Annotated in this window: 5 protein-coding genes; all 5 read left to right on the top strand. The window is 61.6% G+C overall.

The window, feature by feature from the left end:
• Positions 1–142: 142 nt before the first annotated feature.
• The 5 genes from EN781_RS28895 (at position 143) to EN781_RS28875 (ending at position 3,333) form a co-directional block, all read left to right on the top strand.
• Entirely contained in the window at positions 143–433 is a 291-nt protein-coding gene (locus tag EN781_RS28895; RefSeq protein ID WP_127400569.1) for a hypothetical protein, read from the top strand.
• Entirely contained in the window at positions 430–1,575 is a 1,146-nt protein-coding gene (locus EN781_RS28890; RefSeq protein ID WP_127400568.1) for a hypothetical protein, read from the top strand. The genes EN781_RS28895 and EN781_RS28890 overlap by 4 nt, the downstream gene beginning before the upstream one ends.
• Before the next feature lie 2 nt (positions 1,576–1,577).
• Positions 1,578–2,561 carry a phage major capsid protein gene (locus EN781_RS28885; protein ID WP_127400567.1) on the top strand — a complete coding sequence of 328 codons (984 nt, stop codon included), beginning with the start codon at positions 1,578–1,580 and terminating at the stop codon, positions 2,559–2,561.
• A gap of 12 nt (positions 2,562–2,573) precedes the next feature.
• A complete protein-coding gene (locus tag EN781_RS28880) occupies positions 2,574–3,065 on the top strand; it encodes a hypothetical protein (RefSeq protein WP_126054573.1) in 492 nt (163 codons plus the stop codon).
• 61 nt (positions 3,066–3,126) lie between these two features.
• Positions 3,127–3,333 (top strand): hypothetical protein, encoded by a 207-nt coding sequence (locus EN781_RS28875; protein WP_126054574.1) that lies wholly within the window; start codon positions 3,127–3,129, stop codon positions 3,331–3,333.
• Positions 3,334–3,465 lie beyond the last annotated feature (132 nt).

Here is a 3,465-nt window from a genome sequence, read left to right as displayed (position 1 = left end):
CATCATGATTGAGCGGGAAATCGCCTCAATGGCCGATGACGACGCCGCTGTGCTGCTCCTGCTCACCTGAATTGCAAGCGGCTTAGAATTTCGCAGTGACTCCTTGCACCCTGTACCTGCCCGAAAAAGCAGGACAGGAAATTTGGCCAGGTTCGTTTTCCGCAATGGCATCTTCGTCGACCGGCAGACCGGCGTTCCGATGGAAAAGCCGTTCGCCGGCCAGATCGTCATGCCGAACGTCATTTCCGATATCCCGGATTATGCCTCGCCGATCGACGGCCGAATGATCACGTCGCGCTCTGAGCGCCGCGATGATCTGAAGCGCAACAACTGCGTCGAATACGAGCCTTCCCTGTCGCCGACCAAGGGCAAATTTCGCAACCCCGATTTCTGCAAGAAGCGGGGCCTTCAGGTGTCAGAGGAATTTCGATGAGCACTGCAGTCGCAGAAAGCCTTGCCAATAACGCCCCGCCGGCCGGCGCCATCGCCGAGGCCGTGAACAACGATGCCGCGACGGCCCTGGCCGATGACGCGGCGCTGGAAGCCATCTGGAACAAGCACGAGCGCGACAACGGCGCCGAGCGGGACGATGGCAAGTTTTCCAGCCCGAGTCCCGAGAAGAAGGCCGCCGCGAAAGCCGAAGCCGGCAAGGTATCGCCCGAGGGCGGTGGGGGAGAGGAACAGGCCGGCGGCGGTCTGACGCCTGACGCAGGGTCGGTTCCTCTCCCGGCCAATTGGCAAGGCATCAAGGGCGGCGTCGCCGAGAACGTCAAGCAGGCCTGGGAGAAGGCACCGGCCGAGCTGCGCAAGTTCGTCGCCGATCGCGAGCAGGAGCTTCAGGGCCGCCTGTCCGATCACGGCAGGGCGATGTCGGCCTACAAGCCCATCCAGGAAATCCTCGACCGCAACGGCGGCTACTTCGACCCGAACACCGGGAAGAAGATGGCGGACGGCAAGGTCGTCACGCCAGCCCAGGCGATCGAATATCTTTTCAACGTCCAGCAGAGCATGGACAAGGCTCCCGTCGAAACGATCATGAGCATCATCGACGGCTATGGCATTCGCGACAAGATTGCGGATGTCTTCGGCCAGACCGTCCAGCAGGGCGAAAGCGAATTGCGGCAGGAAATCGCCGGGTTGAAGCAGATGCTCGCATCTGTCCACAACTCCGCGAACATCGACGACCGCATAAACCAGAGGCTTCAGGAGCGCGACGGCATCGCCGCCGCCAATGAGGAGCTGAGCCGCTTGTCAGCCGACAAGCCGCTTTACTCGGAAATCCCTGAGAAGCGGATGGTCAGCTTCATCAACGATGCATGGGACCGGCTTGGAGCCACCGCCTCGAAAGAGGCCGTGTTCAACCTGGCCTATGACATGGCAGTCAACGCCGATCCCGATCTGCGGGCCAAGGCAGCCGCCGCCAAACCGGCCGCTCCCAAGGACACCGGAAAGGTCGACGCGGCCAAGCGCGCCAACTCCGTCAACATCCCCTCAACAGCGTCGGGCAAGGCTCGAGTTCTCACCGAAGATGAGGAACTGGCCGCTGTCTATGACCGGAACCACAAAGGACAATAGCGATGGCTGGACCGTCGACTACCTTCACGGAAATGGTGTCCACCACCCTTCGCAACAGTGCGACGGAAGTGGCGGACAACGTTTCGAAGAACAACGCCTTCCTCAACCGGCTGAAGAAGAAGAACAAGATCCGCAACCTTGACGGCGGCACCGAAATCCAGGTGCAGCTCGAATACGCGGAAAACAGCACCTATCAGCGTTACGCCGGCCTCGACACGCTGAACACCAACGGCTCCGACGTCGTCACCTCCGCCAAGTACGATTGGGCGCAGGTCGCGCTGCATGTCGTGTCGAGCGGCAAGGAGCTGCGGCAGAACTCCGGCAAGTTCGCGATGATCAACCTGGTGAAGACCAAGAAGAACAACGCGCTCAAGACGGCTGCCAACAACTTCTCCGTCGACCTCTACTCCGACGGTTCGCTGGCGAACCAGATCGGCGGCCTGGCCAACATCCTCCAGACCAATGGCCAGGGCATTGTCGGCGGTATCGACGCCGCGACGTGGACGTTCTGGCGCAACAAGTTCCGCGAGGCCACCGGCACCAACCTTGCCGCGACCCCGAACGCAGCCAATGCCGCCACCTTCAAGGCCGACATGAACGCGATGTGGCTCACCCTGAACCGCGGCGCCGACAAGCCGGACCTGATCACGTTCAGCCATGACTTCTACTCGCTGTACGAGACCGGCGAGCAGCAGCTTCAGCGGTACATGGACGCCGACATGGCTCAGTCCGGCTTCATCGGCCTGAAGTACAAGACCGCCGACGTGATTTTCGACGACAACACGAATTTCACGACCACGGCCGAGAAGGGCTACTTCCTCAACTCCGACTACCTCTACGTCGACCAGCACAAGGAGGCGCAGTGGACGCAGGACGACGAGAAGAAGCCCGTCAACCAGGATGCGGTTGTCATCCCGTTCTACTGGATGGGCAATCTCGTCTGCTCGAACCGCTCGCTTCAGGGCGTGATCTTCGACGCGGCATAAGGAGCAAGAACGATGACCTCTTTTGTTGGTATCGACGTCACCAAGACGTTCACCGCCGCGCAGCTCACCGGCACGGAATCCGGCAAGGCTCCGAAGATCGGCGACACTTACGAATCGTATGACGGCAAGGTCTATCGCTTCGTGAAGTACAACCAGGGTGCCGGCGCAATCGCCGCCGTCGCCAACAACGTCGTAGGCTTCTACGCTGCCGGTGGCGTCTCTGCCGGCCAATACAACGAAGTCACTTCCGACGTGTCCGACACCGCCGCGAACGGTGCTGGCGTTCTGGCGGGCGCGCCTGGCAACGGCGAGTACGGATGGATCCAGGTCAAAGGCCCGGCCACCGTCACCACCGCGCTCGTCTCGGGCGGCGATGGCAACGCGCTGATCCTCTCGGCCACCACCGACGGCACCCTGAAGGTGGCCGCCGCCGTGACCGACACGGTTTGCGCCTACGCGATCGACGCCTCGGCGAAGATCATCATGTGCGCGTTCCCGTACTGACCGCGCCTCGGGCGGGCTGCAACGGCCCGCCTGCCTTTCCTCTCACGAAGGAGTGCCAGAGATGGCCGACAAGTCTGACAAGAACGAAGCTGCCGAGCCGGTCGCAGTCGATACCCAGGCCGGCATCTTTCCGAAATTCCGCAAGCTTTGGAACGGCGGCGAGCACCGCAACGCGATCAACCTCGCCAACGCCGAAAAGCTGTCTGAAGCCGAGTGGTCAGCGCTGCTCGGAGAGTTTCCCGGCATCGTCGAAGTGATCAACCAGTAGGACGCCGCTGGCGCCCACAACGTTTCAGGAGCCGAACAAATGAGCGAAGCGCAGCCCCTTATCCGGGTGATCGGGTTCAAGCAGAGCTACGAGAAGCTGCCGGTCAAGGGCGACCCGGTGAAGGAGAAGTGC

This window comes from Mesorhizobium sp. M4A.F.Ca.ET.090.04.2.1 (assembly GCF_003999085.1).
Lineage (GTDB): Bacteria > Pseudomonadota > Alphaproteobacteria > Rhizobiales > Rhizobiaceae > Mesorhizobium.
This window is presented reverse-complemented; position numbering and strand designations above follow the sequence as displayed.